The following is a 24,281-nucleotide window of genomic DNA, read 5'->3' on the forward strand; positions in this document are numbered from 1 at the left end:
CGTGCAGCGCGCCGCCTTCGCCGACCGCCACGAAAAACAGCCGCGCGAACGTGGCTTCGAGCTGCTGCACCAGTTGCAGGACGAAGCCCGGTGTTTTTGCGGCGCTCGCGACGTGACGGAGCGTCGGTAAGCCCAACTGCCCGAGCGCTTGAGCGACCGCGCTTGCGTGCTCGACATTCTCTGCGCCGTCGGCGATCACGGCGGCCATACCCGGCCGCATCACCGGGAAGGTTCCCACCAGATCGGCGACTTGTTCGTAGGCCGCCTTCACCCGAGCGAGTGCCTCGTCGTCGACGGTGGCGAGGTTGCGATAGATCTGCTTGTCGAGCATCAACTCTTCGCGCCCCTGGGGCCAAATGCGCCACGAGTCGTTGTCGATCACGTCCGCAATCGCCAGTTGCCCCATGCCTTCGCCGCCGGTCATCCGCCCGAATTCGATTTTGAGATCGACGAGCAGCACGTCGCGTTTGCGCCAGGCGTGCGAGAGAATCTCGAAGGTCAACCGCGCCATCTCCGTCATCGCACCGAGTTCTTGCGGCGTTGCGATGTTGCGCGCCACGATCTCGTCGGGGGTGATCATCGGATCGTGGTTCGCATCGTCCTTCAGGAAAAATTCGGTGATACGCGGGGCCAAGAGCGCGCCGCGCTGGATCCCCGCGTTGCGCTTGGCAAACGAACCCGCCGCTACGCCGCGCACCACCACTTCGAGCGGAATCATGTTGCAACGACGCACGAGCATCTCGTTGTTGTCGTCGTCCTCGCCGCCGTTGAGATAATGCGTCGGTAAGCCGCACAGGTTGAGCAGGCGAAAGACGCGCGCGGTGGTCTGGGCCGCGAGGCGCCCCTTGCCGGGAATCTCGTTGCGCCGGACACCGTCGCCCGCCGATATTTGATCCGTTTGTGCGACCACGAGTTGATCCGGCTGCCCCGGAAACTCGTATAGTACTTTGGTCTTGCCGCGTGCGATCTCGATGCCTTTATTCATATCTGTGCTCTTCTCTACGCTTCGCTTTCAACGAGGAGTTGTTTGGGAAAGGCCGCGGTAGCATCGATGCGATCGGCGAGCGCTCGCGCGCGCTGCGGTGCGGTGCCGATGTGCCCGATCGGGTCGAGCAAGCGGCGGATCTGCGCCGGATCGACCAACGCCGTGAGCGCCGCGTCGCCCGAGAGCGTCTGCGCGAGCGGGTTATCCTCGCCGCGCGAAAGCGCGCTCCATGCCTCCATGGCGGCGCTGCGGATCGATTCGTGCAGCGCCTGCCGGTCGCCACCCGCACGCACGGCCTCCATCATGATCGATTCGGTGCCCGCAAACGGCCCGTACGTGCGCAAGTTATGGGCGATGCGGCGTTCGTCCACCCGCAGGCCATCGACAACCTTGCGCGCGAGCGAGATGATTTCGTCCGTGCACAGCAGCGCTTCGGGAAGAATCGTACGGCGATTCGCGCTGTCGTCCAGGGTCCGCTCGAGGTAGTTGGTGGCGGCGTTCTGCCACGCGACATCGCTGTACCCGACGAGCAATCGCGCGAGCGAATCGATGCGCTCGCACATGATGGGATTGCGTTTGAACGGCATCGCCGAGCTGCCGACCTGGGATTTTCCGAACGGTTCGAAGACTTCGCCAAACTCGGGCGAGCTTAAAATACGGATATCCGCGGCAAACTTCGAGAGCGACGCGCCGACGCCGGCGAGCGCGCTCAGCAACAGATAGTCGAGCTTCCGCGTGTACGTCTGCGTGGCAATGTCGCGCGCTTGCAAGCCGAAGCGTTCGAGCACGTAGGCTTCGAACTCGCCCGACTTGCCGTTGTGATCGAGCAGGTGCTCGTACGAGGCGGCCGTGCCGACGGCTCCGCGCAACCCCTTGGTCGTGAGCTGGTCGAAAACGAACCGCAGATTGGTATCGTCGATCAGCAGATCTTGCGCGTAGACCGCAAGGCGGTAGCCCAGCGTCGTCGGTTCGGCCGGCTGCAGGTGCGTAAACGCCATGCAGACCACGTCGCCGTACTCGCGCACCCGCCCGGCAAGGCTCCCCATCAACGCCCGCAAGCTTTCGCCGACGGCCGCCAGCGCCACGCGCAGGCGATAGGTTTCCACCGTGTCCTCGATATCCATCGAGGTCGCGCCCAAATGCAGCTTCCCGCCGCCGATCTTGGCCTGCGAAGCGAAGACGCGAATCTCGGCCATCAGATCGTGATGGATCTCGCGTTCGATCTCCAGCGCCGCTTCGATATCGATCTCTCCGGCGTGCGCGCGCAAATCGTCCACTTCCGCCTGTGAAACGAGTCCGACGCGCTGTTGCGCCTGGGCGAGCGCGACCCACACCGCGCGCCACAATCGACGCCGCTCTTCTTCAGAGAAAAGCGCGCGAAGTTCGGCGCGGCCGTACCTCCAGGAGAACGGCGATGCATACGTACGGTAATCCATGGGTTGCAGCGGTTCGTTCGCCTCGCCGAGCAGGGCCGCCTCGTCGGCTAAGGTCGCACCGGGCGCGCCATCCGGGCCAACTCCACCGAGATCCGCTCGACCAGCGTGCGGTGATCCTCGGGGTCGTTCCCGGCCTGTCCGGTAACGATGGCTTCCACCCCGCGTACCGCGCGTTCGTAGGCGATGCGCGCTCGCCGCTCGCCGACCCGGGCAGCGAGCGGCCGCAACGTCCGCTCGCGCCACTTTGCGCGGGCCGGCAGCTCGCCGCCCGGCCGGGCCATCTCCCACAGATAGCTGCACTCGGTCGCCAGCGCCGAGAGCAGCGGGATCGCCGCCCCGCGCGGATCGCCGGCGAAGAGCTCGTGCGCGATCCCCAACGCCTCGGCGGTCTTGCCTTCGACCAGGGCGCTCGCATATTTGTAGGCCTTGGGGTCCTCGTTCGAGAGTGACTCTCGCTCGAGGTCCTTAAAAGTGATCTTCTTCCCGCCCAGCGCGAGCTTTTGGAGATCGTTCCGAACCGACGCGAGGTCGGCCTCGCCGTTCGCCAGCACGCCGATGACCCGCGGCTCGGCGGTCGCGCCGAGCGCTTCGAGCGTCTCGGTAATGAAGCGCGTGCGGACCTCGGGCGCGGCGGTGGTATCGATACGCAAGGCCGCTCGCCCCGCCAGCGCGCCGAAGGGCTGCGGCCGTTGCGAACGCGGCGCCAGCAAATCGAGGATGATCAGCGTGTTGCCGTCGGGGACCGCCTGCGCCGCGTCCCAGAGATCGCGCCGCGGCTGCGCCTTGAGCGCCTGCGCATCGGTGACGACGACGACGCGCCGATCCGCCAGGAACGGCATCGCTTGGACCGCCTCGCGCACGCGCCCGGCGTCGCTCCATTCGGCCGCACTCACGCGCTCCAAATTGAGCGAACGCAGATCTTCCGGCAGTAACCGGTCGACGAGCACGTCGAGCGCGCGCTCGGCCAGGGCGCGCTCGGTGCCCTCGACGATCGCCAGCTTCCCGATCGCCGGTTGCTTGTCGATGAACTCGTAGAATTTCACTGCAGATCCAGCAACGCCGCAAAGCTCGCGCGCCCCGCGAGCGCCGGAATCGTCTCTTGATACGGCGAGCGCAACACGCCGTACTCGGTAACGATCGCGGTGATCAAATGCCCGGGCGTTACGTCGAATGCCGGATTGTAGACGCGCGCATCTTGCGTCGCGGCAACCGCGCTGCCAAAGCCCGTCACCTCTGCCGCCGCGCGTTCCTCGATCGGAATATCCGCGCCGGTGGCTATCGAGAAGTCGATGGTCGAACGTGGCGCCGCGACGTAGAACGGAATGCCGTGGTGAGCGGCGAGGATCGCCAAGCCGTAGGTGCCGATCTTGTTCGCGGTATCGCCGTTGCATGCGATCCGGTCCGCGCCGACGATTACCAGATCTATCGCCTTGCGCTGCATCGCGATTGCGGCCGCGCTATCGACCTGCAACGTTGCATCGACGCCCGCTTGTTTTAGCTCGAAATACGTCAGCCGCGATCCTTGTAAGAGCGGGCGCGTTTCGTCCACGAACACGTGCGGGCGCTTCCCTTCGCGGTGCGCTGCGATAATGACGCCAAGCGCCGTTCCGCCCCCCGCAGTGGCAATCGGCCCGGTGTTACAGTGCGTCAGAATCTTCGCGTCCTTCGGAATGACATCGCTCCCGGCTTGCGCGATCGCCGCATCGATCGCGACCTGTTCGCGATGAATGACGCGCGCGTGCTCGAGCGCATCGGGGGCCTCCAGGACGCGATCGACCGCCCACATCAAATTTACGGCCGTCGGGCGCGCATCGCGAATGCGCCGCGCGGCGAGCGCGAACGCATCGTCGTCGGCGATCGTCCGCCGCAGCAACGCAACGCCGTAGGCACCGAAGACGCCGATCGCCGGCGCACCTCGCACCGCGAGCGTCTTGATCGCGGCTTCGATCTGCTCGACGGTGCTCGCGCGCTCGTACACGATGTCGTGCGGGAGGCGCCGTTGGTCCAGATAGACGACCGCGTCGCCATCCCAGCGGACGGCGACCAGTTCATCCTGCGAGTTCTGCATCGTTCGCGCTGTTCGCGCGACGGCGCGCTTACACCCCGGCCGGTACCTGCGCGGTAAAGCAGCTGCGGCAGTAAACGGGGCGGTCGCCGCGCGGGCGGAACGGAAGCGTGGTGCTTTGATTGCAGGCGGCGCAGACCGCTTCGAAGGACGGTCGCGTGCTCGACGGGCCGTCGCTCCCGGTCGCACGCCGGCTCTGGCGGCAGTCGCGACACCGTTGCGGCTCGTTCGCGAAGCCTTTCTCGGCAAAAAACTGCTGCTCGCGCACCGAAAAAACGAACGGGCGCGCGCAGTCTTTGCAGGTAAGCGTCTTGTCTTCCACGGGTCTCAACCTCCACGGTTCACAGAAAATCAAGGCCGAATCAGTGCGACTTTCGTCGAGCGATCCCTGCGTTGCTTGCCTGGTGCAGAAGCAAAAGAGAGGCAGGTCGCCCTGCCCCCCTTTCCTGGATAGGGACCGCCGGGCTCCTAGAAGCCTCCCGTACCGTTGGGCGTACCGCTTCCAGTCGGACCGTCGTAACCGATCTCCGCGGTGCATAGATACGTCCCACCGCAGCTTCCATTACTGCCGCTGGTGACATCGTAGAGTGCCGAGGTATGGCTGTACGGATACGAACCGGCGACCACCGTGCTCGCATTCCCGGCGAGCGCGTACACCGACGCAAGCGTTGGCGACGAGACACTCGTTCCGCCAAACACGAGCCATCCGCTTACGCCCCGATATGCGTAGCTATCGTAGACCGAGACGCCGGTGTTCGGATCGGCATCGGAGGAGACATCTCCCACGACGCGGTTGCTACAGACCCCTGGATTGTTGGTCACAGTGGCGGTCGAGGTCTGCCACGAGGGCTGCGGATCGTACTTGCTGCACCCGCTACCCGTGCCTTCGGTGCTGCTGGTGTTCCAAACGCTCTCGATCCAACCGCGCGAAACGGAGGTGTCACGCGTGAGCGTCGTACCGCCGGCTGCAGTGACATACTGCGAAGCGGCCGGATACTCCACACCGTAACCGCCATCGCCGGCGCTTGCCGTGATCGCAACTCCCGGATGATTGTAGTACGACGTGTCGTACGAAGTATCGCTCGAGCTTTCGCCGCCGCCGTAACTGTTGCTGATCTCCGTCGCTCCGAGTTGCGCCGCCGTGTTCACCGCGGTTCCCAGATTGGTCAGCGTAGCCGAAGACGCCTCGACGAGGAGGATGTGGCAGTTCGGGCAGATCGCCGAAGCCATATCAAGATCTAGCGATTCTTCTTGCGCCCAGCCGCCGTCGTTCTTAGGCAGGCTCGTCCCGCCGCTCTGGTTGACGATGCGTAAGCACCCCGTTGATGTGGTACAGGCCGGAAGGCCGAACGTCGACCGATAGACCGCCAAGTCTGAGGCGGCGTTCGGGTCGTTGTAGGCATCCACGATACCGATCGTTTGACCGGCGCCGTTATTCGCCGAGGCCGTCACGAGATTGTACGCGGACTGTAAGTCCGCCGGATGGTAGCCCGCCGGATTGGTCGCATTAGAGGTTACGCCGTCGCGTAAGAGCGCGTGGCAACTGGCAAATCCGGGAGCCGGAGCGCCGCAGACGGCGTGATAAGGCCCCGCCGGCGGAAGCGTACCGTGGGCGGAAGCCGTAGCCCCCGGTCGTCCAAGGGATGAAGACGCAGCTGGTACGCCGGATATCGATGGGATTGACGAGCCGGAGTTCCCCGAACACGCGGCTAGCGCCGTAGCGCACAAAGCTGCCAACCCGATCAGCAGTCGTGATTTCATCTAAACTCCTCTGCAAAAGTGCAGCACGCAGGCCCTCCAGCCCGCCGAAAGTGAGATGCAGCCGCTTTACGCTAACGTGACGATACTTCCTTGACAAAATCTGACAACGCCAAACATCGCTCCAACTTACGGGAGCTCGACGAAGACGTCCGCCCCGTCGATCAACACCGTATAGGTGGCGAGCGGCTCGGCCGCGGGCCCGCGCAAGACGGCGCCCGTCCGCGGGTCGAATTTCGCTCCGTGGAGCGGGCAGACGATGGCGTTATCCGCCATGTGCCCGTCGCCCAAATCGCCCCCGGCGTGGGTGCAGACTCCCGCGCATGCCCACAGCGCCCCGTACGCGCGGCAGAGCACGATGTCGTTCCCGTCGAGCGTGAGCTGTAACGGATGTTCGGCGGGCACGTCGCCGATGCCGCATGCGCGGATCCGCCGCGTCGCGTGCGAGCTGAAGCGCTCCGTAATGTCGGTCGCGGCCGCATCGACCTGCTCGCGCAGCACCGCGACCGCCGAACTGCGATCGCCGGCGATCGCTTTCTGCGCGAGCGACTGATCCAGCCGCACCTTCGAAGCCGCAACCAAGACGTGATGCTCGGCGGCTTGGATCTCGATTTCGTTCATCAGCATGAGCGCGGAGTACACCGGTTGCGGCCATCCCGCAGGGTCGGCGCCGTAAGCCGAAAACAGCCCCTCGACCGCGCGCTCGCGCTCCCACTGCATGCGGTGATGGTCGGCATTTTGCGTGCCCGAAAAACCGCCGTGCGCGCCCGTCGCGATCATCGTCGGCCGCAATACGTCGAGATAGAACGCGATCGGAAATTCGCTCGCATACCATTGCGCCGCCGCCAGGCCGCGCACGAACGTGCCGGCTTGCGTCAACGCCTGCGCGATGCGATCGGCAGCATCGGCGGGTTTGGCCGCGAGCGTCTGCTGTACGGCAACGTATGCTTCGCGCGCGTGCATGGAACAGAGCGCAAAGAGATCGTGGCCGGTTCGCCACCGTAGCAAGCCTCGGCCTCGTTCGTCCAGGCCGGAGAATGGATCGCTCGAAACGGCGAACGTACGCAAGTGGCTTTGCGGCGCGGCGGCCGTTGCATCGTTTCCGCGCAGCGCCAGCATCGCAGCGCACGCGTGTAACAGCGCGCCGATCTCGTCGCGTCCGATCAACGCCTGCGCGCAATCGGGGAATGCGCGCGCCCACACGGCCAACATGCCGGCCAGGAACGTTTGCGCGCTCATCGCGGCCGTTCGCTGCACGCCGAAATACCGGTCGTAGATGACATAGTTGTCGAGATCGTCGGCGCTGGGCGGGTGCGGCGACGCGGCCAGAAACGCCGCGTTTTCAACGGCGCGCGCCGCAGCCGTCTCCATAACGAGCGGCGGTGCATCCATCATGCCTGCAAGCGCAGCGCCCAGCGCCGTCATCGCCTCCCGCATCGCAGGCGCCGTGGAGACGCCGCTTTCGACGAGTTCCGCTACGCCGCGAACCGCAGCCGACGCCGCGCCGACATCGATCGACGCGTCCCGCTGCGGCAACACCGACCCCACCGGGGCCATCATCGCCCCGGCAGCAACACCATCTGCGCTCTGCATGGAATCGGCTCTACGCCGCACCCGCGCCGCAATCCCGTTGCAACATTCCAAAAGACGCCGCTATACGAACACATCCGTCGACACGTTAAACGCAGCCGATAGCTTTTTGATATGGGTCAAGCACCCAGTTCGTTCGCTAGCGGGTTGGCGACGGCATGACTTGCGGGAGCACTACCAGGGTGGCGGCGGCGATCGCGGCTTCGTAGCCTTTATCGCCGCGGGCGGGATCGGCGCGTTCTTCGGCTTGCGCGAGATTCTCGGTGGTAAGCACGCCGAAACCGATCGGGATGCCGGTTGCGAGTTGCACGTCCATGATGCCGCGCGCGCATTCGCCCGCGACGAAATCGAAGTGCGGCGTATCGCCGCGAATCACGACGCCGAGGGCGACGATACCGTCGAAGCGTTCGGTATCGATGAGATTCCGGCACGCGAGCGGCAGCTCGAAACATCCCGGCACGTCGTAGCGATAGATATCGCTATCGGCCACGCCGCAATCGCGCAGCGCGCGCCGTGCGCCGTCGATGAGGTTGTCGGTAAGATCGCGATAGAATCTCGCCGCGACGATCGCGAAGCGACGGCGCATGCAGTCCGACGCGGCCCCGCGTTCGCCTTCGGTCTTCACGAAGCGACCGTATCGCCGAACATGTGGCCGAGCTTGGCGCGTTTGGTCGCGATGTAGCGTTTGTTGTACTGCGTCGGCTTGGTCTCCATCGCCACGCGCCCGGTAATCTTGAGCCCGTACCCCTCGAGGCCGAAGATTTTACGCGGGTTGTTCGTGATCAGGCGCAGCTCTTTGAGGCCGAGATCCGCGAGTATCTGCGAGCCGATGCCGTAGTCGCGCTTGTCGATCGGGAGGCCGAGGGCGAGGTTGGCCTCCACCGTATCGGCACCTTTGTCTTGCAGCGCATATGCGCGAAGCTTGTCGGCCAGGCCGATGCCCCGCCCTTCCTGGCGCAGATACAGAAACACGCCGCGCCCTTCGGCGGCGATCAGCGCCATCGCGCCGTCGCGCTGGGCCGCGCAGTCGCAGCGAATCGAGTGCAGGGCGTCGCCGGTCAAACATTCGGAGTGCACGCGCACGAGAACGTCTTTACCGTCGCTGATGTCGCCCATCACGAGCGCGACGTGCGTGTTTCCGTCGATCGTCGTTTCGTAGGCGATGCCGGTCCAATTCCCCATCGTGGTGGGGAGATCGAATTCGGCGATCCGCTTGATGAGTTTTTCGTTCTGCATGCGATATGCAATCAAATCCTTTACGGTAATGAGCCGAAGGTTATGCTTGTCAGCAAATACTCGTAACCCGTCCAAGCGCTCCATCGTTCCGTCGTCCGCCATGATCTCACATATGACGCCGGAGGGGTCGAGCCCGGCAAGCCGTGCCAGATCGACCGATGCCTCGGTCTGGCCTGCCCGTACCAGCACTCCGCCATCGCGCGCCCGCAGCGGAAAGGTGTGGCCGGGCCGCAGCAGATCGGCCGGTTTGGCGTTCGGATCGAGCAGCACTTTGATCGTCGCGGCCCGGTCCTGCGCGGAGATTCCGGTGGTCGTCACCGTGCGGCCCTCGACCGAGACGGTGAAAGCCGTTTCGTGTACGGCGGTATTGTCGCGCACCATGGGGGGAATCTGTAATTCTTCCAGCCGTCGCCCGAGCATCGGCACGCAAATCAGGCCGCCGGCTTCCTTGCGCATGAAGTTGATCGCCTCCGGCGTGACCATCTGCGCGGCCATGACCAGGTCGCCTTCGTTCTCGCGGTCCTCGTCGTCCAGCACCACCACCATCTTGCCGGCCCGAATATCCGCGATCGCATCCTCGATGCTGTCGAACGGGCTCTTGCGCGCGGCAGGCTGGGGCGCGATGTCCGGGAGCACCGTCGAGAGCCGCGCGAGCGTTTTGTACGACGGCTCCCGACGCCCGGCTCGTAACAAGGAAATCGCCGATTCCGTCAGTCCGGAGGCCTCCGCCAAGGCCGCAGCCGAGAGGCCAGCCCCATCCATGGCCCGATTCAATTGCTCCGCAAAGTCACTCATAGCCCCACGCTACGCCAGCATCTTGACACTTGTCAAGGCTCGAAGCCGCAAGGGGGCGCCACGCGGTGTCTTGCGCGCAAAGCCGACATGTGAGCGAATGCGACCGCATAAAAAAGAGCGGCCGGCCCGCGACCGCTCGCTCTAGGGATGTCCCTTATGTGACGAGTCTAAGGCTTCGAGCAAGGAACGCGCGGGCGCTTATCCATGTTGGTGTACGGCTGCTTGGCCGAACCGACCTTAAAACTGAGCAGTTCGAGCCCGTCCATCTTGGTCAGGTTTGCAATCGTATGGGGAGCGTTGGCGGGAATCACGATAGCCGAACCGGCGCGAACCGTCTTTGCGGCCTGCCCTTTTACGGTGACGGTGGCCGTACCACGCTCGACGACGAGATACTCTCTGGCGCTATGCGAGTGCAACCGCGCGGTATATCCCGGCACCATCGTGAGGTCGGAGATGAATACTTGATCGCCGTCCTTATCGCCCGGAACCGGAGCCGGCAAAAGAACGTCATGGCAAACGAAACTCAACGTGCCGGCCGACGCGAGGGTTGGAAACGCAAGAATACCTGCGGCTATAAAGAGCGCTGCAATAGTTTTCATAAAAGAACCTCTTTCCGCCGCAACGCTTCCGTAGCGCGCGCCTGACCCCTATCTTGCACGCGACGGTTCTCTCAATCTTAATAGTTCAGCGCGCCGAGCAACGCTTCGCGCAACGGTTCCGGGAGCGGCCTGCTCTTCTTCGTGGTGCGGTCCATGCATGCGGCGGTGAGGACGAATTGGGCTCCCGCTTCGCCGGTGCGCTCGTTGAAGACCACGCTTCTCCAGCGCACGCTCGAGGCGCCGACGTGCTCCAGGTGGGTGCGAATGCGCAACCAATCGTCCATCAGCGCCGGAGCATGGTACTGCGCTTCGGCTTTCACCCGAGGCAACCAGAAATCCAGTTCATCGAAAACGGTATTGTATGGAAACCCGAGCTCGCGGAACATGTCCATCTCGGCCAACTCCGCGAAGCGCCAGTATGCGGCGAAATACAGGATGCCGGCAATATCGACATCGGCCCACTGCACGCGCAGCCGCGATTCAAACGTGCGCGTACCGGGCGCCAACATTTCGCGAAACGCGGGCATCAGCGCGCCTCCCCGGGGCCGGCCAAGGCGCAAGCCGCGGCATACGCGTAGCGCGCGAGCGGATCGACTTCGAGATTCACCTTCGATCCGACCGGCCGCGCGCCGAGCGTCGTGCGCGCGAGCGTCTCGGGGATCAGCGCGATTTCGAACCACCCGTCGTCGACCGCCGCAACGGTGAGGCTGATGCCGTCCACGGCAATAAATGCTTTCTGCGCAATCATCGGCGCAAGTTCCGGCGGCCGCTCGATGCGCATGCGCTCGCCCTGCCCTTCCGCGCTGCGCCCGATCACGCGCGCGGGTGCGTCGACGTGGCCGTAGACGAAGTGCCCACCCATCCGGTCGCCCATCCGCAACGAATATTCAAGATTCACGCTCTCGCCGATACTGCGATCGCCCAGATTCGTCCGGGCGATCGTTTCGGGTACCACGTCGAACCATACCACATCGCCTTCGATGCGCGTCGCGGTCAAGCACGTGCCGTTCACCGCAATCGAATCCTTCGGTTCCGGCTTCTCGGCCGCGATGCCCTCGCAGCGCACCGCCAAGCTCATACCGCCGCTGGGCGGCCGATCCATCGTTACGATGGCCCCGCGATACGCGATCAGTCCACTAAACATCCGTGCCTCCAGAGTGTGCGGGGCCAAGCGTGCCCGAAATAACGACATCGTCACCGACGCGCTCTACGCTATCGATCGCCAAGCGTTGACGTAAGGATGCAAGATCGGCACCCGCTAATACGGGCACGGCGGTATCGGTCCGCAGCAATACCGGCGCAATCGCCCAATAGAGCCGGTCGACCAATCCCGCGGCGATCAAGCGTCCCCCGATGGTTGGGCCGCCCTCGCAGAGCACGCTTTGAATGCCGCGTCGCGCGAGCGCGCGCATCGCTTCGGGCAGATCGAGTTGCGTCGAGGTCGCGTCGCCGACGAACAGCACGTCCGCATCTCTGCGCAGATTCTCGAAGCGTCCGCGCGCGCCGGCCGGTGCGAGCACGAGCGTCGGCGCGTAATCGGCCACGTGTGCGATCGCGCGCGACGTCTCTGAAACGGTATCGTTTTCGCACGCAACCACGCGCACGTAATCGCGCAAACGATGGTGCGCCGGCCGTACGGTCAATTGCGGGTCGTCCACTCGAACCGTCCCCGCACCGACCATCACCGCATCGTAGGCGATGCGCAACTCGCGCACGTAGAGACGTTCTGCTTCGCACGTCAACCACTCTTGCACCCCCGGCTGCGAGGTGATGTAACCGTCGAGCGACATCGCCATCTTGAGCGCCAGATAGGGCCGATCGCGATCGACCGCGCGTGCGAACCGTTCGATCAGCGCGCGCGCCGTCGCATCATTCGCAACGTCGACTTGGACGCCGCGCGCGCGCAAGGTCGCCACGCCTCCGCCGTTGGTCTTAGGATTTGGATCGAGCGTGCCGACGACGACGCGCGCCACGCCCGCATCGGCGAGCGCCTGCGAGCACGCGGGCGTGCGCCCAATGTGATTGCACGGCTCGAGCGAAACGTACACGGTCGCACCGCGCGCATCTTCAGCTTGCGCTAGAGCCACGACTTCGGCGTGCGCGAGCCCGGCCCGATGGTGATAACCCTCGCCGATAATCGCGCCCTCGCGCACGATCACCGCCCCCACCTGCGGATTGGGGGACGTGTTGCCGGTGCCGCGCGCGGCCAATTCGTAGGAGCGTTCGAGAAAGAGGCGATCGAGCGCGCTCAGGGTCTCCATGCTGCGTCTCTTCTACGCCAAGGCGACAGAGACCGCCGCAGAGGCTCACTCGGCGCCCAACCTAAGCGAAAAGACGACCCGGTGAGATCGTCTTCTCGATTTGCTTGGCAGCGGCATGAATTAATCTTCACGTTCCATGCGCTCGCGAACGAGCTTAAACGCGTACTCTTCCGGCGCAACGGCTATAAGAAAATCCTCGAATAGCCTCTTGAAATATGCTTTCATCGCCAAGTGCGCTTTCACAACATCACTTTAGCATCGTTTCTTGCAGTACTACAAGTAGGGGCGGGATTACGCCCAACCCGACCAGGATGAGCCACGAGTTCCAGGCCAGTCTGAGAGCTGACCGTTTGCTCGCTAGCGACCACTCGTTATGAGCGAAATGCTCACCAAGGGCATTGATCGCCATTTGAAGCGCGGCCTCGCCTCCACCCCGCACTAAAAACTCTACCTCGCCACGGCTACGAGAAGCCGCGACCGATCTCCGTACTCCTCGTAACGTTATGAATATCGGGAGCACCATGGCCGCCGCAACCAGCCCATCGCCCCTTATGATCGTAAACACTCCACCTGCCGCAACGGCTAACGCGACCACTCCGTAGAGTAGGCCGTCGGCGTTTCCAAGCAGCACGACGATTTCACCCGATGCCTGTGCGAGGGAGTCGTGCTGCTTCCAGAGGCGCTCCTCTACGTCCATCTTAACCTAAGCCAATGCGACCACGACCGCTGCAACGACGCGTGCGCCGGCTATGCGCAACTCGTGGGCGCAGTCTTCGAGGGTGCTTCCCGTCGTGCAGACATCGTCGCAGAGCACCAGGCCGAGCCCGCGCACATCGGCTAGGCACGTAAATCGTCCGCTCGCCGAGATGCGTTCGGTACGCGAGCGCCCGCGCTGTGCGTCGCTTCCGGCTCGTCGAAGCGCGATGCAAATCGCGTCGCCGGCTGCCCGGCGCGCGATGATGCGCACGCCGTCGATGCCGCGTGTCCGCACCCGCGCGCGCGAACTCGGTACCGGAACCCACCATTGACCGGGCGCATAGAGCGAAGCCATGCGCACCCCTAACGCGGCTGCTACGTCGCGACGCCCGTCCTTCACCGCAAGAATTGCCGAACGCAGCGCGCCGTCGTACGTACCGAGCGCGCGGACATGCAGGGAGGCTAGCGAACGATCGATGCTGCCGCCGCTAGGCACGCAACGTTCGCACAGGCCGGACCCAACCGCCGCGCACGAAGCACACTGCGGCGGAAAAACGGCGTCGAAGATCCTGCGAAACACGCTCGTCTTTCACGACGAACGTGGGCCGCCGCTAGAGCCGCCTAATACGAAGGCCTACGACGGCCGGGGCCGACGCGTTATGCCGTTACGGGGTCGTTCGCGACCACGGCGCCGTCCAGCACGACGTTCGGCGCGACCAAATACTCGCGCCCCACGATCGCATCGGTCAGCGACGCGCCGGCGGCAATCGTCGCGCCGTCCCACACGATGCTACGCACGACCGACGCGTTGCGCTCTACCGTGACGCGATCGCCGATTACCGCCGGGCCGATTACGCGAGCGCCGTCTTCTATGCGTGCGCCCGCGCCGATCCATACATCGCCGTCGACGATTGCGAGCGGCGCGAGAACGGCGGTGGGGTCGGCCCCGTGGGCGCGCGTCTGCGGGATCGAAAAGTGCCCGGTCACCACATCGTAGCTCGCGCGGCGATATTCGCCGGGCGTGCCGATATCGCACCAATACGCTCCGCGCGCATCGAAGCCGTAGAACGCCGCGGCCGCCTGCTGCAGTGCGGGAAAGACCTGTTTGCCGAAATCGTAAAACGTATCGGCCGGGATGTGCGCGAAAATCTCCGGCGAGAACGCATAGATGCCGGTATTCACGAGCTTGCTGCGCTCGGTTCCGGCTTCGGGCTTCTCTTGAAAGCCGGTGATGCGGCCGCGCTCGTCGACCACGACGACGCCGTACTGCGAGACGTCTTCGCGTTCCACCAAACCGATGGTCGCAATCGCCGCGCGCTCGCGGTGGAACGCGAGCAGATCGTCGAGCGGCAGATCGGTGAGATCGTCGCACCCCACCACGACGAACGTTTCGTCGGCGAAGAAGCGTTCCATCGCCTTGAGCGCGCCCGCGCTCCCCATCAGTTCGCGTTCGTGTAAATACTCCAAATGCACCCCGAACTTCGAGCCGTCGCCCAACGCTTCGAGAATCGCGTCGGCGAGATAGTGCACGTTGATCGCGATCTCGTCGCAGCCATGGGCCTTCAAATAGCGGATCAAATGCACGGCGTTCGGCACGCCCGCAACCGGCACCAGGGGCTTGGGGACTTGCTTCGTCAGCGGATAGAGCCGCGTCGAGAGCCCGCCGGCCAGAATCATCGCCTTCACGAAACGGTTCTCTCCTTCTTCGGTCGTAAGCCGAGCGTATCGAGCGCGATCAGCCACACGAAATAGGGCAGCGCTACTTGACGCCGCCAACGGTGCGGTTCTTTCACCAAACGATAGAGCCATTCCACTCCGAGCCTGCGCCAGAGCACCGGCGCGCGCTCGGCGCGGCCGCCGATCACATTGAACGAGCCGCCCACGCCGATTCCGGCGCCGGCGCCGCTCGCAGCCAAATACTCCGCTAACCAACGCTCCTGCCGCGGCGAACCCAGCCCAACCAGCAGCAACGCGGCGCCGCTCGCGCGTATCTCGGCCGCGATCTGCCCGGATTCCTCCGGCGCAAAATAGCCGTTGCGCACGCCCGCAATCAACAGGCCCGGGAAGCGCGCTTCCAGCACTGCCGCCGCGTCGGCCGCCGCGCCTTCCGCGCCGCCAAGCAGATAGACGGATAATTCTTCGCCGGCTGCCCTGCGGGCAAGGTGTTCGATCAATTCCACGCCCGTCACCCGCTCCGCAAGCTGCGCGCCGCGGCGACGCGCGACCAGCAGCAGGCCGACCGTATCGCAGAGCGAGAGCGCGCACGCGTTCACGATGCGGCGAAACGCATCGTCGCGTTGCGCGTACACGACCATCTCGGTTCCCAGGGTAACGATTTGCGCGCCGGTGCGCTCGCGCATGAAGCCTAGAATTCGCTCCGTCGCCTCATCCGCGTCGATCGGGTCTAACCGGCAGCCGAGGATCTCAAGCGACATAGGGTGCGATAATCGGTTCGAGCCGCTCCGCCAGCCCCGCCGGCATGCCGTCGAGCGGCAAGCGACATTCGCCCACGTTGAAACCCGCGCGCCGCATCGCCCATTTTACCGCAATCGGGTTGGTGACCAAAAACAGGCCGTCCATCAAGGCAAGCAATTCGGCGTGAATCTGGGCCGCGCGGGCGACGTCTCCGGCACGGAAGGCGTCGAACAGTTCGCGGTACCGCGGCGAGCACAGATGCGAGGCGACGCCCACGATACCGTCGGCACCGAGCGCGAGGCACGGCAGAAAGAGATGGTCGTCGCCCGACCACACGACGAAGCCCGGCGCGCGATCGCGCACGATCGTCGCGATCTGCTTCAGATCGCCGCTGGATTCTTTCACGCCCACGACGTTGCGGTGCTTGCGCGCCAGCTCCAGCAGCGTCTCCGGCAGCATGTTGGCCGCCGTACGCCCGGGAATATTGTAGATCACGATCGGCAGCGGCACCGCGTCGGCCATCGCGCCGAAGTGCGCGATCATCCCGCTCTGCGTCGGCTTGTTGTAGTACGGCACGACCGCGAGCAGCGCATCGGCTCCGGCCGCCATCGCCTCTTTCGCGCCGCTCACCGACGAGCGCGTATCGTTGGTTCCCGCATTCGCGATGACGATCGCGCTATCGCCGACCGCGGCTTTGACGGCGGAGACCAGCGCGATGCGCTCGGCGGCATCGAGCGTCATGCCCTCGCCCGTGGAGCCGCCGATCACCAAGCCGTCGTTGCCGCGCGAAACCAGCCAGCGCGCGAGACGCTTGGCTTCGTCGAGGTTGACACCGCCGCGGTCGTCGAACGGCGTAATCATCGCGGTGACGATACTGCCCAGGGCCTTCATGTGCGTGCCTCTTCTGCGTTGAGTGCGAAGTGTTCGTGGACGGCGGCCTCGGCGCGTTGCACGTCGGCCTCCGGGACGAGAATCGAGATGGTGATGTTGCTATCGGTGCAATGGATGATCTCGACGTCGGCGTTCGAAAGCGCGGTGACGACCTGCAACACAACGCCAGGCGTGCCGCGCATCCCCGAGCCGACGACGGAGATCTTCGAACAGCCTTCGCGCACGCGCACCGCGAGGTTCAGATCGCCCAGCAGCGTGCGCACCGCGTTCGCGCTATCGCCCTGCACCACGAACGAAACGCCGGCCTGATTGATGGAGACTTGATCGATCGAGATACCCGCGTCGGCCATGCGACGGAACATCTCGAGCTCCGTCTGCATACGTTGCTGCGGGTTTTCGATATCGCCGCGGATGATCCGCACCCACGTGAGCCGGCCCGAGGACGTAACGCCGGTAACCGGGCGATGATGATCGACGCCGTCCACCACGAGCGTGCCGCGGTCGGTTGCCAGGCCTTTGATCGTATAGGGCGTCTGCGTGCGCTGCGCGTAGTCGGCGGCCTTGTGGTGCATCACCTTGGCGCCGTGTTCGGCCAGCTCGGTCATCTCCTCGAGCGATGCGCGCTCGATCGTGCGCGCACGTTCGATGCGGCGCGGATCCGCCGTCATGGCGCCGCTCACGTCGGTATAAATGTCCACTCGTTCGGCGTCGATCGCATTGCCGATGGCGATCGCCGAAAGATCCGTTCCGCCGCGTCCGAGCGTCGTGAGCATGCCGTCTTCGGTCGCGCCTTGAAAGCCCGCCACGACCGGCACGATGCCCTCGTCGAGCATGCGTTCGATGCGCTCGGCATCGACGCGCAGGATCGTCGCATCGCCGTAGTGCGCATCGGTGACGATGCCGGCGTTCGCGCCCGAAAGCGCCCGCGCGGGAACGCCCGCGGCGGTGAGTTCGTCGGCAAAAATGGCGGCCGAAAGCAGCTCGCCGCACGCGAGCAGCATGTCGGCGTTCGCGCTTCCGCTTCGGCCGTCGATCGCCTCGAGCAGCGTGTCGGTCGCATAGGGCGAGGGCGCGCGCCCCATCGCCGAGACTACCGCAACGGTTGCGAAACCGTCGGCGCGCGCGTCGCGAATGCGCGCGAAGGCGAGCTCCCGCTGGTCGCGCGTGGCAACCGACGTGCCGCCGAATTTGAGAACTGCCCGTCGCTCGTGGGTCACGCTTGCACGAATCCTCTCGCAAGCAACAGTTGCAGAATCTGCACGCCGTTGGTGGCCGCGCCCTTGCGGAGCTGGTCGCCGACGCACCACAGCGCAAAGGCGCGTTTCGAGCCTTCGTCTTCTTGACGCAGTCGCGCCACATGCACCAGATCGCTGCCTTCCACATCGCGCGGCGTCACGATGCCCTGCGCGTGAAAGACCACGCCCGGCGCGCTTGCGAACGCTTCCGCAAGTTCCGCCACGCTCGTATCGCGCTCGGTCTCAAGGAACACCGCTTCCGAATGCGCCGTGCGGACCGGTACGCGCACCGTCGTCGCGCTCACGAACAGCTCCGGTAAGCCCAACATCTTGCGCGTCTCTTCGCGGACTTTACGCTCCTCGCCGGTGTTGCCGTCGGCATCGATCTGCCCGATCTGCGGCACGACGTTACGCGCGAGATGGTGCGGAAACACCTTTACGGGCGGCTCGGCCAGCCCATCGACCACGGCGCGCTCGTCGGCGAGCAACTCGTCGAGCCCGGCGCGCCCCGCGCCGCTCGCGGCCTGATATGTCGCCACGCGCACGGCGCGCAGGCCGGCGACGTTGCGGATGGGCGCAAGCGCCATGCAGAGGATGATCGCGGTACAATTCGCCACCGGGAACAGCCGGTCGCCCCGCGCAACCACGTCGCCGTTCACTTCCGGTACGACGAGCGGCGCGCGCTCGTCCATGCGATACGTCGAGCTGTTGTCGATCACGACCGCGCCGCGTTCCAGCAATGCCGGGACGAAGCGTTCGCTCGCGTCCTCGCCGCTCGCAAAGAACACGACGTCGTATTTCGCCAGCGCCGCTTCGGTTGCGGGTTCCACGTCGAGCAAGCGCTGGCCGTAGCGCACGGCGTTAGCGCGCGCGCGCGATGCGAAGACGCCGAGCTCCCCAATGGGAACGCTCCGCTCTTCCAAGACGCGCAGAATCGTTTCGCCGACGACGCCGGTTGCGCCGACGACCGCTACCGTTACGATGTCGCTATCCCTTCTCGTCCAAGATCGCATCGAGGCCGACGACGAGCCCTTGTGCCCGCATCACCCACTGCGACGCGGCCAACATGCCCGCCACGAACGATTCGCGCGAGAGCGAATCGTGACGAATCGTCAGCACCTCGCCGGTATTGCCGAACAGCACTTCTTGATGCGCGACCAAGCCGCGCAGCCGCACGCTGTGAATCGGGACATGGGCAACCCGGCCCTGCGCGACGATGCGCTCGGCGGTGAACCGCGCGGTGCCTGAGGGCGCGTCTTTTTTCTGGTCGTGGTGAAGCTCGATAATTTCAACGGTCGGAAAGAAGCGCGTCGCCATCTCGGCGAAGCGCACCATCAACGCTGCCCCAATCGCGAAATTCGGAACCAACATCGCGCCGAGCCCGCGATCGAGGGCCAGGGTTTCCAACGCCGTGCGTTCCTCCGCCGTCCATCCCGTGGCACCGATAACGGGGCGCACGCCCAATTCCAGCGCCGCCATCGAGATGGCCACCGTCGATGGATGGGTCGTCAAATCGAGCAGCACGTCGGGCGAGAAGCGCTGCACCAACTCATCCAGATCGTCAACGATCGATTCGGCCTCGACGCGTTCGTGCGCCAGGCCCCCCACAAACGTAACGCCGGGCGCGTCGAGCAACGCGGCATGAGCCACGCGACCCATGCGTCCGAGCGCACCGGCTACTGCAACGCGAACCACTCGGGAAGCTCCCTAGAGTTTTTCCAACGGAGCGTACTTGAGCATCAGCATTTTCTGGCCGACGTTCGGGAAATCGATCGTCACCAAACCGTCGCCGCCCGCACCCGCGAGATTGCTGATCACGCCCTCGCCCCATTTGGGATGGCGCACGCGATCGCCGTTATGCAGATTCATCTCCATGCCGGCGCCCGCCGATTCGTGGATCGCGACCTCGCGCCAGCGGCCGCCCGCCGGGCGCGGTAACGAGACGTTCTCGCTCTCGAGCACGACGATGTTCGGCATCTCTTCGAGGAAGCGCGACTTCGGATACGAGTAGGTGTTGCCGAACAGCGCGCGACGCTGGGCGTACGTGAGGATCAGGCGATCCATCGCACGCGTCACGCCGACGTAGGCCAGGCGACGCTCTTCCTCGAGTTCGTCCATGTCGGTCATCGCCCGCGTGTGCGGGAAGACGCCCTCTTCCAAACCGGTGAGGAAGACGTGGCGATACTCCAAGCCCTTCGCGCCGTGCAGCGTCATCAAGGTGACGTACGACGAATCGGGATCGAGTGAATCGAGATCGCTGATGAGCGCGATGTTGGCGAGGAACCCGGCGAGCGACGCTTCCGGATCGTTGCCTTCGTAATCGCGCGCGACGCCGACCAGCTCTTGCAGGTTCTCCAAGCGCGCACGCGCATCGTGCGTCTCTTCGGCTTGCAGTTCGCGAATGTAGCCGGATTCTTCCATCACGGCGACGACCAGATCGGCCACGCCCATGTCGTCGACGCGGCCGCGGAAATTGCCGATCAGCTCGGCGAAGCGCTCGAGTTCTTTGAGTTTCTTGGGCACCGCGGTGCGCAGCAAGTCGCTGTGGAAGATCGCTTCGCCGACGGAGACCTTCGAGGTGGTCGCCGCTTGGACGAGCGATGCGAGCGTCTGCTGCCCGATGCCGCGACGCGGCACGTTGACGATGCGCTTGAAAGCAAGCGCATCCGACGGGTTCAGGATGTAGCGCAGGTACGCGATGACGTCTTTGATTTCGGCCCGGGCGTAGAAGCCGACGCCGCCGACCACACGGTACGGAATGCCGTCGGCGATCAGCGCTTCTTCGAATACGCGCGATTGCGCGTTGGTACGATACAGGATCAGGAAATCGCGATAGGCCGAACCCTCGCGAACCAGCTCCTTCACCTTCTCCGTAACGTAACGCGCTTCGTCGCGCTCGGTCGCAGCGGCGTAAACCGTAATCGGCTCGCCCTGCATGCGGTTGGTGAACAGTTTCTTCGGCGCGCGCGTCTTGTTGTTCTCGACCAAGGCATTGGCCGCGTCGAGAATAGTCTGCGTGCTGCGATAGTTTTCCTCGAGCTTGAAGACCTTCGCGCCCGGGAAATCGGTTTCGAAGCGCAGGATCATTTTGTAATCGCTGCCGCGCCACGAGTAGATCGACTGGTCGTCATCGCCGACGACGGTGATGTTCTTGTGCTTGCCGGCGAAGATCGCGACCAAGCGGTACTGCGCGATATTGACGTCCTGGTATTCGTCGACCAGCACGTACTTGAAGCGATTCTGGTACTTCTCTCGCGCGTCTTTATCGCGCTCGAGCAGATCGATCGTGCGCACGATCAAATCGTCGAAATCGAGGCTGTTCGATTCGGCGAGGCGACGCTGATACTCCGTGTAGACGTTGCCGTAGCGTTCGCCCAGCACGGTCGTCTGCGTCTCGATGTACTTCTCGGGCCAGAGCAGCGCGTTCTTGGCCTTGCTGATTTCGTGAAGGCACGAGCCGACCGACATCTGGCGTTCGTCGTAATCGAGATCGTCGAGAATCTCTTTGACGAGCTGGCGCTGGTCGGTATCGTCGATAATCGCAAACGAGGGCGCGATGCCGATGCGCGAACCGTCGCGGCGCAGAATGCGCACGCACATGGAATGGAACGTGCCGACCCACACGTCGCGCCCGACGGCGCCGACCATGCGTTCCAGGCGCGTCTTCATCTCGTTCGCCGCTTTGTTGGTGAACGTGACGGCCAGGATGTTATCGGGGGCGATACGCTTCTCGCCAAGCAGATAGGCGATGCGGTGCGTGAGCACGCGCGTCTTGCCGCTGCCGGCTCCGGCAAAAATTAACACCGGTCCATCGGTGTGTCGTACGGCTTGCGATTGAACGTCGTTGAGGGCTTCGGTCTCCAGGATCATCTGGTAGATATTCGCCACGGGAGGCGTTTTCGCCTCGGACCGCAGAGCATGCCCAGCTTTAGGGGCTTGTCGCCCTTTTTTCGCCCTTTTCCTTCTGGATTTTTCCGGGAAGTTAGCGGGTCGCGATCCGTAGGCTCGTTCCGCGCTGGGCCGCCAAGGCGAAGGAGGCGGACAGGTACGAAAGCGACGACTCGGCGCCCATATTGTGGTTCACCCCGTCCTCCGAGAGGCCGTCGAAGCACCCGCCGTTTGCCGCCATTACCGCGCCCCGTGAGTTTTTGCCGTGGTACCAGGCCAGGCCCAACTCCGCTCTCGCGAGGTAGCCGGCCTCCGGCAGTGCCGCGAAGGCCGCGAGCTCCGCGTCGACCAGCCCGACCGCCTCCAGCGGCTGCTGCGCGTAGCGCGACCGCTCCCCGCCGCGCGGGTACCAGCCGTCGTTGCCGATCGGCACGTAGATACCGTCCTCGATGGTGACGCTTTCGTAGAAGGCGAGCGTCCGCAGCCCCACATCGATGAATCGCTGCTCGCCGAGCACCTTGCCGGCCCGGAGCAGCGCCTCGGGCAAGCGAGCGTTGTCGTACGTCATCACCGGCTCGAACCACTCCCAATCATCGGCGCGTTCTCGTTCGTACCGCGCGACCGACGCCTGGCCGAGCGCTCGCAGCGCCGCCCGCGCCCGCGGCTCGGCATGCACGGCGCACGCGTGGGCGAGCCCGATCATCGCGTAGGCCTCGGCCCGCGGATGCTCCAGCCATTCGACGCAGGTGACCGCCCGCTCGAGCAGCCGCGCGCAGACGCGCTGCCAGGCCTCGTCGCCGGCATAGCGCATGCCGTAGCCGAGCGACCACATTGCGCGCCCGCAGCTATCGTGCGTGCCCACGTCGTCGAGCCAGGTGCGATCGTAGTCCATGAAGTTATGGAAGCGTCCATCTTCGAGCTGCGCGTTCTGCAGAAACGAAAGGTAGGTGCTCGCCAACCGCTGCGCAAGCGCATCTTGCGGCATCACCCGCTGGTACGCCAGCGCGACCATAAACGCGCGCGAAATGTCGTCGGTGCAGTACCCCGTCGAGCGGTTCGGGATCGATTCCACCGCGTGCTGAATCACGCCGGTGTCGTCGCTCAAGAGCGCGAGGTACTCGAGGGTCGGAAGTGCGATCGCCATCCGTCGTTACGCCGACGTGACGAGCGCGAGCTCGCCGGGCGGGCAGAGTTCGCTGAAGAGCCGCCCGTAATCGCTCGCGACGTGCGGCCACGTCATCTGTCGCCCGAAGCGGTATGCACGCCGTTCGGTCGCGCGCCGCAGCGAGGGATCGTCGAGCAGCATCATGAGGTCTTCCGCAATCGACTCCGCGTCGCGGAATACGCACAAAAAGCCACGATTATGCGCGAGCAACTCCTGCGCGTACAAGTACGGCGTGGAGATGATCGCCTTGCCGCAACCGACCGCATACGCGAGCGTTCCGCTCACGATCTGCACCGGGTTGAGGTATGGCGTTAAATAGATGTCGGTCGCTTGGAGATACGTCACGAGCTCGTCGAAATCGAGATACTTATCGATTAACTGCACGTTGCGTTGCAAGCCGTATTCCAGCACCATGCTCTGCAACGACTCGCGGTACGATTCGCCTTCTTGGCGGCGCACGACGGGGTGCGTTTCGCCCAGAATGAGATAGAGCGCTTCCGGATGGCGCTTCACCACCTGGCGCATCGCTTGAATCGCGAATTCGAGCCCCTTGCCGCGATTGATCAAACCGAACGTGGAAATGACGAGCCGCTGCCCGATGCCGAACGATGCCTTGGCCGCATCGGTGCTTTGGAACGGCACGTCGGGCACGCCATGATGGACGACGCGCAGGATGCCGGGATCGATGCCGTAGCGTTCTTCGAGCAAATGCTTGCCGGTTTCGGAGAGCGAGATCACCTTCGAAGCCTGCTCGCAGATCTCGCGCGTTACGCGCAACATCGTTTCATCCGGTTCCGGCAATACGGTGTGCAGCGTGATCACTACGGGTTTTTCAACCGCGCGCAGCAGATCGATCAACCATTCGCCACGCTCGCCGCCGAAGAGGCCGTATTCGTGCTGAATGTTGAGTATCTCCGCCGGATGCTCGTTGATGAATCGCGCGATCTGTTGGTAGCTCTCGCGATCGTCTTGATTGAATCGCGCAACGACTTGGCTGCCGTAACGGCGCGCATCGCCGCCCGGCTCATCGACCGCGATCACATCGCTGCGCGTGCCGAATTCACGATCGAACGAGGTGACGACGTCGTTCATAAACGTCGCGATGCCGCACTCGCGGGGAGGAAACGAACCGAGAAAGAGCACGCGCGGAACCGCGATATCTGTAAGCGGATCCACGGTTCTCGGTAACATCTCTTTTCAACTCCAACGGAAAAGTCTGTAAGCTATCGGTAGTCTACCCAACCAAGCCTAGAGGGTAAACCTCGA

The 24,281-nt window shown here is 64.3% G+C and carries 23 protein-coding genes and 1 pseudogene; all 24 read right to left on the reverse strand.

Features of this window, described 5'->3' with window-relative positions; translation table 11 throughout:
• Positions 1 to 226: 226 nt before the first annotated feature.
• A pseudogene (locus VMW12_03310) lies at positions 227 to 985 on the reverse strand (phosphoribosylaminoimidazolesuccinocarboxamide synthase).
• A gap of 14 nt (positions 986 to 999) precedes the next feature.
• Entirely contained in the window at positions 1,000 to 2,421 is a 1,422-nt protein-coding gene (purB, locus tag VMW12_03315; protein ID HUZ48756.1) for an adenylosuccinate lyase, read from the reverse strand.
• 47 nt (positions 2,422 to 2,468) lie between these two features.
• Positions 2,469 to 3,464, reverse strand: coding sequence for a hypothetical protein (locus tag VMW12_03320; protein HUZ48757.1), 996 nt, complete (start codon positions 3,462 to 3,464; stop codon positions 2,469 to 2,471).
• Positions 3,461 to 4,489: an S-methyl-5-thioribose-1-phosphate isomerase gene (mtnA, locus tag VMW12_03325; GenBank protein ID HUZ48758.1), complete on the reverse strand. Its 1,029-nt coding sequence runs from the start codon at positions 4,487 to 4,489 to the stop codon at positions 3,461 to 3,463. Before mtnA ends, VMW12_03320 begins: the two co-directional genes overlap by 4 nt.
• 28 nt (positions 4,490 to 4,517) lie before the next feature.
• Positions 4,518 to 4,808 (reverse strand): zinc-ribbon domain containing protein, encoded by a 291-nt coding sequence (locus VMW12_03330; protein HUZ48759.1) that lies wholly within the window; start codon positions 4,806 to 4,808, stop codon positions 4,518 to 4,520.
• 146 nt (positions 4,809 to 4,954) lie between these two features.
• The gene (locus VMW12_03335; protein HUZ48760.1) at positions 4,955 to 6,247 is read right to left on the reverse strand and encodes a S53 family peptidase; all 1,293 of its coding nucleotides are present in this window, start codon (positions 6,245 to 6,247) and stop codon (positions 4,955 to 4,957) included.
• A 126-nt stretch (positions 6,248 to 6,373) separates the two neighbouring features.
• Positions 6,374 to 7,837 carry a Rieske 2Fe-2S domain-containing protein gene (locus VMW12_03340; protein ID HUZ48761.1) on the reverse strand — a complete coding sequence of 488 codons (1,464 nt, stop codon included), beginning with the start codon at positions 7,835 to 7,837 and terminating at the stop codon, positions 6,374 to 6,376.
• A 136-nt stretch (positions 7,838 to 7,973) separates the two neighbouring features.
• A complete protein-coding gene (ribH, locus tag VMW12_03345; GenBank protein HUZ48762.1) occupies positions 7,974 to 8,459 on the reverse strand; it encodes a 6,7-dimethyl-8-ribityllumazine synthase in 486 nt (161 codons plus the stop codon).
• Positions 8,456 to 9,865 carry a bifunctional 3,4-dihydroxy-2-butanone-4-phosphate synthase/GTP cyclohydrolase II gene (locus VMW12_03350; protein HUZ48763.1) on the reverse strand — a complete coding sequence of 470 codons (1,410 nt, stop codon included), beginning with the start codon at positions 9,863 to 9,865 and terminating at the stop codon, positions 8,456 to 8,458. The genes ribH and VMW12_03350 overlap by 4 nt, the downstream gene beginning before the upstream one ends.
• A 167-nt stretch (positions 9,866 to 10,032) precedes the next feature.
• Complete coding sequence (locus VMW12_03355; protein HUZ48764.1) at positions 10,033 to 10,464, reverse strand: cupin domain-containing protein; 432 nt, start codon at positions 10,462 to 10,464, stop codon at positions 10,033 to 10,035.
• A gap of 77 nt (positions 10,465 to 10,541) precedes the next feature.
• Positions 10,542 to 10,991 (reverse strand): thioesterase family protein, encoded by a 450-nt coding sequence (locus VMW12_03360; GenBank protein ID HUZ48765.1) that lies wholly within the window; start codon positions 10,989 to 10,991, stop codon positions 10,542 to 10,544.
• Positions 10,991 to 11,608 carry a riboflavin synthase gene (locus tag VMW12_03365; GenBank protein ID HUZ48766.1) on the reverse strand — a complete coding sequence of 206 codons (618 nt, stop codon included), beginning with the start codon at positions 11,606 to 11,608 and terminating at the stop codon, positions 10,991 to 10,993. The genes VMW12_03360 and VMW12_03365 overlap by 1 nt, the downstream gene beginning before the upstream one ends.
• Positions 11,601 to 12,725: a bifunctional diaminohydroxyphosphoribosylaminopyrimidine deaminase/5-amino-6-(5-phosphoribosylamino)uracil reductase RibD gene (gene ribD / locus VMW12_03370; GenBank protein ID HUZ48767.1), complete on the reverse strand. Its 1,125-nt coding sequence runs from the start codon at positions 12,723 to 12,725 to the stop codon at positions 11,601 to 11,603. Before ribD ends, VMW12_03365 begins: the two co-directional genes overlap by 8 nt.
• A gap of 247 nt (positions 12,726 to 12,972) precedes the next feature.
• Positions 12,973 to 13,422 carry a hypothetical protein gene (locus VMW12_03375; protein ID HUZ48768.1) on the reverse strand — a complete coding sequence of 150 codons (450 nt, stop codon included), beginning with the start codon at positions 13,420 to 13,422 and terminating at the stop codon, positions 12,973 to 12,975.
• Positions 13,423 to 13,428: 6 nt separating this feature from the next.
• Positions 13,429 to 13,917, reverse strand: coding sequence for a phosphoribosyltransferase family protein (locus VMW12_03380; GenBank protein ID HUZ48769.1), 489 nt, complete (start codon positions 13,915 to 13,917; stop codon positions 13,429 to 13,431).
• Positions 13,918 to 14,078: 161 nt separating this feature from the next.
• On the reverse strand, positions 14,079 to 15,098 hold the full coding sequence (locus VMW12_03385; GenBank protein HUZ48770.1) for an NDP-sugar synthase: 1,020 nt from the start codon (positions 15,096 to 15,098) through the stop codon (positions 14,079 to 14,081).
• A 5-nt stretch (positions 15,099 to 15,103) separates the two neighbouring features.
• A complete protein-coding gene (locus VMW12_03390) occupies positions 15,104 to 15,856 on the reverse strand; it encodes a WecB/TagA/CpsF family glycosyltransferase (protein ID HUZ48771.1) in 753 nt (250 codons plus the stop codon).
• Positions 15,846 to 16,727: a 4-hydroxy-tetrahydrodipicolinate synthase gene (gene dapA / locus VMW12_03395; protein ID HUZ48772.1), complete on the reverse strand. Its 882-nt coding sequence runs from the start codon at positions 16,725 to 16,727 to the stop codon at positions 15,846 to 15,848. The genes VMW12_03390 and dapA overlap by 11 nt, the downstream gene beginning before the upstream one ends.
• Complete coding sequence (locus VMW12_03400; GenBank protein ID HUZ48773.1) at positions 16,724 to 17,944, reverse strand: aspartate kinase; 1,221 nt, start codon at positions 17,942 to 17,944, stop codon at positions 16,724 to 16,726. Before VMW12_03400 ends, dapA begins: the two co-directional genes overlap by 4 nt.
• A complete protein-coding gene (locus VMW12_03405) occupies positions 17,941 to 18,975 on the reverse strand; it encodes an aspartate-semialdehyde dehydrogenase (protein ID HUZ48774.1) in 1,035 nt (344 codons plus the stop codon). The genes VMW12_03400 and VMW12_03405 overlap by 4 nt, the downstream gene beginning before the upstream one ends.
• Entirely contained in the window at positions 18,950 to 19,657 is a 708-nt protein-coding gene (locus VMW12_03410) for a dihydrodipicolinate reductase C-terminal domain-containing protein (protein ID HUZ48775.1), read from the reverse strand. The genes VMW12_03405 and VMW12_03410 overlap by 26 nt, the downstream gene beginning before the upstream one ends.
• Before the next feature lie 12 nt (positions 19,658 to 19,669).
• Entirely contained in the window at positions 19,670 to 21,850 is a 2,181-nt protein-coding gene (locus VMW12_03415; protein HUZ48776.1) for a UvrD-helicase domain-containing protein, read from the reverse strand.
• A 94-nt stretch (positions 21,851 to 21,944) separates the two neighbouring features.
• Positions 21,945 to 22,994 carry a glycosyltransferase gene (locus VMW12_03420; GenBank protein ID HUZ48777.1) on the reverse strand — a complete coding sequence of 350 codons (1,050 nt, stop codon included), beginning with the start codon at positions 22,992 to 22,994 and terminating at the stop codon, positions 21,945 to 21,947.
• A gap of 6 nt (positions 22,995 to 23,000) precedes the next feature.
• The gene (locus VMW12_03425; protein HUZ48778.1) at positions 23,001 to 24,191 is read right to left on the reverse strand and encodes a glycosyltransferase family 4 protein; all 1,191 of its coding nucleotides are present in this window, start codon (positions 24,189 to 24,191) and stop codon (positions 23,001 to 23,003) included.
• Between the last annotated feature and the right edge of the window lie 90 nt (positions 24,192 to 24,281).

The sequence above is a fragment of the Candidatus Dormiibacterota bacterium genome, assembly GCA_035532835.1.
Lineage (GTDB): Bacteria > Vulcanimicrobiota > Vulcanimicrobiia > Vulcanimicrobiales > Vulcanimicrobiaceae > DAHUXY01.

Bases quoted from the DNA above. Each gene is read 5' to 3' on its own strand.
- VMW12_03350 (HUZ48763.1), bottom strand. From the start codon at position 9,865: ATGAGTGACTTTGCGGAGCAATTGAATCGGGCCATGGATGGGGCTGGC.
- VMW12_03375 (HUZ48768.1), bottom strand. From the start codon at position 13,422: ATGGACGTAGAGGAGCGCCTCTGGAAGCAGCACGACTCCCTCGCACAG.
- ribD (HUZ48767.1), bottom strand. From the start codon at position 12,725: ATGGAGACCCTGAGCGCGCTCGATCGCCTCTTTCTCGAACGCTCCTAC.
- purB (HUZ48756.1), bottom strand. From the start codon at position 2,421: ATGGATTACCGTACGTATGCATCGCCGTTCTCCTGGAGGTACGGCCGC.
- VMW12_03390 (HUZ48771.1), bottom strand. From the start codon at position 15,856: ATGTCGCTTGAGATCCTCGGCTGCCGGTTAGACCCGATCGACGCGGAT.
- VMW12_03405 (HUZ48774.1), bottom strand. From the start codon at position 18,975: ATGCGATCTTGGACGAGAAGGGATAGCGACATCGTAACGGTAGCGGTC.
- VMW12_03360 (HUZ48765.1), bottom strand. From the start codon at position 10,991: ATGCCCGCGTTTCGCGAAATGTTGGCGCCCGGTACGCGCACGTTTGAA.
- VMW12_03340 (HUZ48761.1), bottom strand. From the start codon at position 7,837: ATGCAGAGCGCAGATGGTGTTGCTGCCGGGGCGATGATGGCCCCGGTG.
- VMW12_03365 (HUZ48766.1), bottom strand. From the start codon at position 11,608: ATGTTTAGTGGACTGATCGCGTATCGCGGGGCCATCGTAACGATGGAT.
- VMW12_03335 (HUZ48760.1), bottom strand. From the start codon at position 6,247: ATGAAATCACGACTGCTGATCGGGTTGGCAGCTTTGTGCGCTACGGCG.
- VMW12_03420 (HUZ48777.1), bottom strand. From the start codon at position 22,994: ATGGCGATCGCACTTCCGACCCTCGAGTACCTCGCGCTCTTGAGCGAC.
- VMW12_03385 (HUZ48770.1), bottom strand. From the start codon at position 15,098: ATGATTCTGGCCGGCGGGCTCTCGACGCGGCTCTATCCGCTGACGAAG.
- mtnA (HUZ48758.1), bottom strand. From the start codon at position 4,489: ATGCAGAACTCGCAGGATGAACTGGTCGCCGTCCGCTGGGATGGCGAC.
- dapA (HUZ48772.1), bottom strand. From the start codon at position 16,727: ATGAAGGCCCTGGGCAGTATCGTCACCGCGATGATTACGCCGTTCGAC.
- VMW12_03355 (HUZ48764.1), bottom strand. From the start codon at position 10,464: ATGAAAACTATTGCAGCGCTCTTTATAGCCGCAGGTATTCTTGCGTTT.